A 5,601-nucleotide genomic window follows, 5' to 3' on the forward strand; every position below is an offset into this window, starting at 1 on the left:
CCGGCTCGCTACGCTCGCTACCCACCCCTAACCCCTCCCTTTCAGGGAGGGGAATTTCCGCTTTCCATTCCAAAGCCGACATAGCCTTCAAATAGGCCTTTCCTACATTATCCGGCTGTGTCAGCGTTCATCCGGCTCTTTCATTCGGCGGATAAAAGCAGTCGCGGTCCAGCTTGCGGATGCGACACGGCGAGGGGTGCCGGATGCGTTCAGCACGCCGCGAGACTCGTATCGGGGCGATGCAATAGGCTGAACTTTCCTGAACTTTGGAATTGCTACGTCGCCCTTGCGCCGACCGGCTCCACGCCACGACGAGGCACGAAGGCAGGGCAGCTCCCCACCAAGGCGGATATTCGCAGGACTTTCGCAATCCAGCCGACCTCCGTCGTCACGACGCGTGTCCGCGCCATTGTTTCCCGGTCTTTCCAGCGTCCGCAAAACCGACTATCGGGCGCCGATGGAAACTGGCTCTTCGCGCGTCATCGCGCCCTCGTTGCTGCTGTTCGCGATCCTCTATGGCGGCATGGTTCCGCTCGGCGGCTTCCTGGGTGCGAAGCAGGTCGCGCTGGGGCCGCTCGCCGTTGAGGCCGGGATTTTCCCCTTTCTGACGCTGATCGCCATCTCGAGCGGCATCGCTGAGCTGCATGGGCGCGTCGTCGCGGACCGGATGGTGCGGCTGGGCTTCATCCCGCTCGTCCTCGCGATCATCCTCGCGCTGTTCGTCCTCCAGCTTCCCACCGATGCGGGGATGTACGAGCCCGCAAAAGAGGCCTTTCCGATCATCGTCGGGCAAAGCTGGCGGATGATGGCCGCCGGGATCATCGCCTATGGCGTTTCGGTCAGCCTCAACGTCTGGATCTTCGCGCGGATGACCGCGAACAACGGCCGGCTGCTGCCGCTCCGCGGTTTCATCGCCGCGGCCTTGAGCCAGATCGTCGACACGCTGATCTTCATCACGATCAGCTTCTACGGCGTCCGTCCGATCGGCGACCTGATGCTCGGCCAGATGATCGCCAAGGTCGTGCTGTCGGCGGTGATGGTGCCGCTGCTCGTGATGGCGGTCGTCGCCATCGGCCGCAAACTCGACGCGAACAACGCTGGATGACGCCCGTGACAGACCCCTCCAAGATGCCCGACCTCCTCGCCAAGGCCGAAACGCTCGTCGAGGCGCTGCCCTATCTTCAGCGCTATGCGGGCGAGACCTTCGTCATAAAATATGGCGGCCATGCGATGGGCGATCCCGAGGCGCAGCGCGACTTCGCCGAGGATGTCGTGCTGCTGAAAGCGGTCGGGATCAATCCGGTGGTCGTCCATGGCGGCGGGCCGCAGATCGGCCGGATGCTCAAGCAGCTCGGGATCGAATCGACCTTCGTCGGCGGTCTCCGCGTCACCGATGCCGCGACCGCCGAGGTCGCCGAGATGGTGCTCGCGGGCAAGATCAACAAGGAGATCGTCGGCTGGATCGCCGGACTCGGCGGCCGCGCGGTCGGCATTTCGGGCAAGGACGCGAATCTGGTGCTCGCCGAAAAGGTGACCCGCAGCGAGCCCGACCCCAATTCGGGGATCGAGCGCCACGTCGATCTGGGCTTCGTCGGCGAGCCGGTCGCGGTCGATCCGACGATCCTCACCAATCTGGCGAATGACAATTTCATTCCGGTGGTGGCGCCGGTCGCGCTCGGCGCCGACGGGGCGACCTACAATATCAACGCCGACACGATGGCGGGGGCGATCGCCGGCGCGCTCGGCGCAAAGCGCTTCTTCCTGCTGACCGACGTCGCGGGGGTGCTCGACAAGGCGGGGACACTGCTCACCGACCTCGACCGCACGGCGATCGACGCGCTCAAGGCCGACGAGACGATCACCGGCGGCATGATTCCCAAGGTCGAAACCTGCGTCGCCGCGGTCGATGCCGGGGTCGCGGCCGCGGTCATCCTCGATGGGCGCATCCCGCACGCGATGCTGCTCGAAATTTTCACCGCACGGGGTGCGGGCACGCTCATTCACCGCTAAGACAGCCACCGACACCCCCTTTACGGAGACGCCGCCTTGTTCCTCATGTTCCTCCAGATCGTCCACATCCTGCTGACGGTCCTGTGGTGGTTCATCATCGCGCAGGCGGTGATGTCGTGGCTGATCGCCTTCAACGTCATCAACACCCACAATGATTTCGTCGGCCAGCTCTGGCTGGTGCTCGACCGGATCACCGAGCCGCTTTACCGGCCATTCCGGCGAATCATGCCCGATTTCGGCGGGCTCGACCTGACCCCGATGGTCGTGCTGATCCTGATCATCATCCTCGACGGACCCGTGCTGAACTATCTGGCACGCTTCGCCTACGCCAACGGGATGGCGTGATGACGGCGCCTGCTCAAGCCGACATCATCGACGGCAAGGCGTTTGCCGCGGGCCTGCGCGCCCGCATTGCCGAGGCGGTCCCGGCGTTTCAGGCCGCGACGGGGCGCGTCCCCGGTCTCGCGGTCGTGCTCGTCGGCGACGATCCGGCAAGCGCGGTCTATGTCGGGTCGAAGGGCAAGGCGACCGTTGCCGCCGGCATGGCGAGCTTCGAGCATCGCCTGTCCGCCACCGCGACGCAGGACGAGGTCGAAGCGCTGCTGGCACACCTCAACGCCGACGCGGCGGTCGACGGCATATTGCTCCAGCTTCCGCTGCCCGGCCATCTCGACGAACAGCGCGCGGTGGCGACGATCGACCCCGACAAGGATGTCGACGGGCTCACCCCGGTCAGCGCGGGCCGTCTTGCGCTCGGCATGGCGGGCATGGTGCCCTGCACCCCCTATGGCTGCCTGCTGCTGCTGCAGGACCGGCTCGGCGACCTGTCGGGCAAGGAGGCGGTCGTGATCGGCCGCTCGATTCTCGTCGGCAAGCCGATGGCGGCGCTCCTGCTCGACGCGAATGCGACCGTCACCATGGCGCACAGCCGGACGAAGAACCTTCCCGCGCTGGTGCGCCGCGCCGACATCGTCGTCGCGGCGGTGGGCCGGCCCGAGATGGTGAAGGGCGACTGGATCAAGCCCGGCGCGGTCGTGATCGACGTCGGCATCAACCGCCTGCCGCCCGCCGAGGGCGCGGCAAAGGGCAAGCTGGTCGGCGACGTCGACTATGCCGGTGCCGCCGCGGTCGCGAGCGCGATCACGCCGGTGCCCGGCGGAGTCGGGCCGATGACGATCGCCTGCCTGCTGCGCAACACGCTCGTCGCCGCGCATCGCCGCGCGGGACTGCCCGACCCGGAGGGATTCTGATGCGCAAGCTGATCGTGGCCGCGACGGCGCTTGCCATGATCGCAAGCGGGGCTGTCGCAGCCCGCGAACGCAACCGCCCGCTCTCCGCGAATCCCAGCGGTTTCATTGCCGCGGAATTAGCCTTTGCGCGGCTGGCGCAGGAAAAGGGACAATGGACCGCCTTTCGCGAGACGGCGGCGCCCGATGCGGTGATGTTCGTGCCGCAGCGGGTGAAGGCGCTCGACTGGCTGAAGTCGCAGAGGGATCCCGCCGAGGCGGTAAAGTGGCAGCCGCACGCGGTTTATGTGAGCTGCGATGGCAATGTCGGGGTCACCACCGGCGCCTGGCAAAACGGGCCGGCGAACGGCTATTTCACCACCGTGTGGCTCCGCGATCCCAAGAAGGGCAAGATGACGTGGGTGCTCGACCATGGCGATGGCCTGGCGGCCCCGCTCGTCGCGCCCGACTTCATCGCATCGAAGCAAGCGAAATGCGGATCGCGGCCGGCGGCACCGATCGCGGCCGGCGCTGAAGGCGACGACATGGCGGTCGGCCTGTCGCCCGACCAGACGCTGAGCTGGACCTCGACCGTCCATCCCGACCAGTCGCGCCGCGTCACCGTCCGCCTGTGGGACGGCAAGGAGATGAGGACGGTGATCGACAACCAGGTCGCGGCCCCGAAACAGCCATGATCGACCTCTTCATCTCGGCCTTCGTGACGTTGTTCGTCGTCATCGACCCGCCGGGCTGCGCGCCGATCTATGCCAGCCTGACGACCGGCGCGAGCGTGCAGCAGCGGCGGTCGATGGCGATCCGCGCGACGCTGATCGCCGGGGGCATCTTGATCTTCTTCGCGATGTTCGGCGAAGCCTTGCTGTCCTTCCTCCACATCGACCTCGACAGTTTCCGCATCGCCGGCGGGATCATGCTGTTCATCATCGCGATCGACATGGTGTTCGAGAAGCGCACCGAACGGCGCGAGCAGCGCGCCGAGAAGATCAAGGCGACCCCCGAAGTCGAGGATGTCTCGGTCTTTCCGATGGCGATGCCGATGCTCGCGGGACCGGGGTCGATCGCCTCGGTGATGCTGCTTGTCGCCAAGAACAACGGGCTCGACCGGGCGCTGGTGATTTTCGGCGCGCTGCTGCTGGTGCTCGCGCTGACGCTCGCGGCGCTGCTCGCGGCGGGGCCGCTGATGCGGCTGATCGGCAACAAGGCCGAAGCGGTGATCACCCGCCTGCTCGGCGTCCTGCTCGCGGCGCTGGCGGCGCAGTTCGTGATCGACGGGCTGAAGGCGAGCTTTCCGAGTTTGGGCTGATCCTCCCCCAAGGGGGAGGGGGACCACCCGAAGGGCGGTGGAGGGGCAGGTGCGTCCTTTCGCTTCCTTTCGGCGCCGCGCGAGTCCGCCCGTGCCCCTCCACCATGCTTCGCATGGTCCCCCTCCCCGTTCCGGGGAGGATTTACCTCGCGTTGTTGACGTCGTTCTGGGTCACCGGGGCGATGCGGATTTCGACGCGGCGGTTGCACTGATAATCGGCTTCGCTGCGTTCGGGGACGCATTTGAGCTGCGATTCGCCATAGCCCATCGTCGCCATGCGGGCGCGGTTGACGCCGCGGCTGGAGAGATAGTCGGCGACCGACGAGGCGCGGCGCTCCGACAGGCCCTGGTTATAGCTGTCGCTGCCCTGCGAATCGGTGTGGCCGTAGACGTCGATAAAGGTGCTCGGATATTCGGACAGGGTCGAGGCGACGCTGTCGAGCGCGCTGCGGAACTGCGATTTCACGACCGCGCTGTTGAGGTCGAAGGTGACGTCGCCGGGCATGTTGAGCACGAGCTGGTCACCCTGGCGTTCGACATCGATGCCGGTGCCCGCGGTGCGTTCGCGCAGCTTCTTTTCCTGCTGATCCATATAATAGCCGGCACCCGCGCCGGCGACCGCGCCAATCCCGGCGCCGAGAATCTTTTCGGTGCGGTCGTGACGGCCGCCGACGAGATCGCCGAGCAGATAGCCGCCGAGCGCGCCGCCGATGCCGCCGATCGCGGCCTTCGAGATCGTCTGTTTCCCCGTTTCGGGGTCGGTCACGCAGCCGGTCAGCGCGAGCGCGCCGATGCTGGCGAGGGCGGTGAGCTTGATCGTCTTGCTGTTCATGTCTTTGGCTCCCTTTATAGTGGCGGCCGCTTGCTGGCCCTGCGCGCCGCCGTCCGTGTCGATAACATATGCCGCGCCAACTGGTTCCAGAATCCGGCTGAACCCCGGCTGAGCGATGGCGATATGGTTTGGGAAACAAAGCATGGTTTTGCTTTCTTCGTCACCCCGGACTTGATCCGGGGTCCCGCTCAGCGACGGCGAAAAGCGGGACC

The 5,601-nt window shown here is 66.2% G+C and carries 8 protein-coding genes; 7 read left to right on the forward strand and 1 reads right to left on the reverse strand.

The genetic code is table 11. The features are described from left to right. Nucleotides 1-457 precede the first annotated feature (457 nt). From OJI97_RS12560 to OJI97_RS12585, 6 genes are read left to right on the forward strand one after another with little or no spacing between them, the layout of a single operon-like run. Nucleotides 458-1,105, forward strand: a complete 648-nt coding sequence (locus tag OJI97_RS12560; RefSeq protein ID WP_297663943.1) for a queuosine precursor transporter — start codon at nucleotides 458-460, stop codon at nucleotides 1,103-1,105. Next, nucleotides 1,102-2,010, forward strand: coding sequence for an acetylglutamate kinase (gene argB, locus OJI97_RS12565; protein ID WP_297663945.1), 909 nt, complete (start codon nucleotides 1,102-1,104; stop codon nucleotides 2,008-2,010). The genes OJI97_RS12560 and argB overlap by 4 nt, the downstream gene beginning before the upstream one ends. Before the next feature lie 45 nt (nucleotides 2,011-2,055). Beyond that, complete coding sequence (locus OJI97_RS12570) at nucleotides 2,056-2,355, forward strand: YggT family protein (protein ID WP_297663956.1); 300 nt, start codon at nucleotides 2,056-2,058, stop codon at nucleotides 2,353-2,355. After that, nucleotides 2,355-3,260, forward strand: a complete 906-nt coding sequence (gene folD, locus OJI97_RS12575) for a bifunctional methylenetetrahydrofolate dehydrogenase/methenyltetrahydrofolate cyclohydrolase FolD (protein ID WP_297663946.1) — start codon at nucleotides 2,355-2,357, stop codon at nucleotides 3,258-3,260. The genes OJI97_RS12570 and folD overlap by 1 nt, the downstream gene beginning before the upstream one ends. Beyond that, the gene (locus OJI97_RS12580) at nucleotides 3,260-3,931 is read left to right on the forward strand and encodes a hypothetical protein (protein WP_297663948.1); all 672 of its coding nucleotides are present in this window, start codon (nucleotides 3,260-3,262) and stop codon (nucleotides 3,929-3,931) included. The genes folD and OJI97_RS12580 overlap by 1 nt, the downstream gene beginning before the upstream one ends. Next, nucleotides 3,928-4,557: a MarC family protein gene (locus OJI97_RS12585; protein WP_257545642.1), complete on the forward strand. Its 630-nt coding sequence runs from the start codon at nucleotides 3,928-3,930 to the stop codon at nucleotides 4,555-4,557. Before OJI97_RS12580 ends, OJI97_RS12585 begins: the two co-directional genes overlap by 4 nt. 142 nt (nucleotides 4,558-4,699) lie before the next feature. Here the strand turns inward: OJI97_RS12585 and OJI97_RS12590 are convergent, their stop codons facing one another. Further along, nucleotides 4,700-5,389: an OmpA family protein gene (locus tag OJI97_RS12590; RefSeq protein ID WP_297663952.1), complete on the reverse strand. Its 690-nt coding sequence runs from the start codon at nucleotides 5,387-5,389 to the stop codon at nucleotides 4,700-4,702. Between the two features lie 30 nt (nucleotides 5,390-5,419). Here OJI97_RS12590 and OJI97_RS12595 point away from each other — a divergent pair. Further along, the coding region (locus tag OJI97_RS12595; protein ID WP_297663954.1) for a hypothetical protein at nucleotides 5,420-5,601 on the forward strand (182 nt) is incomplete at its 3' end.

The organism is Sphingopyxis sp. (genome assembly GCF_025869345.1).
Classification (GTDB): Bacteria; Pseudomonadota; Alphaproteobacteria; order Sphingomonadales; family Sphingomonadaceae; genus Sphingopyxis.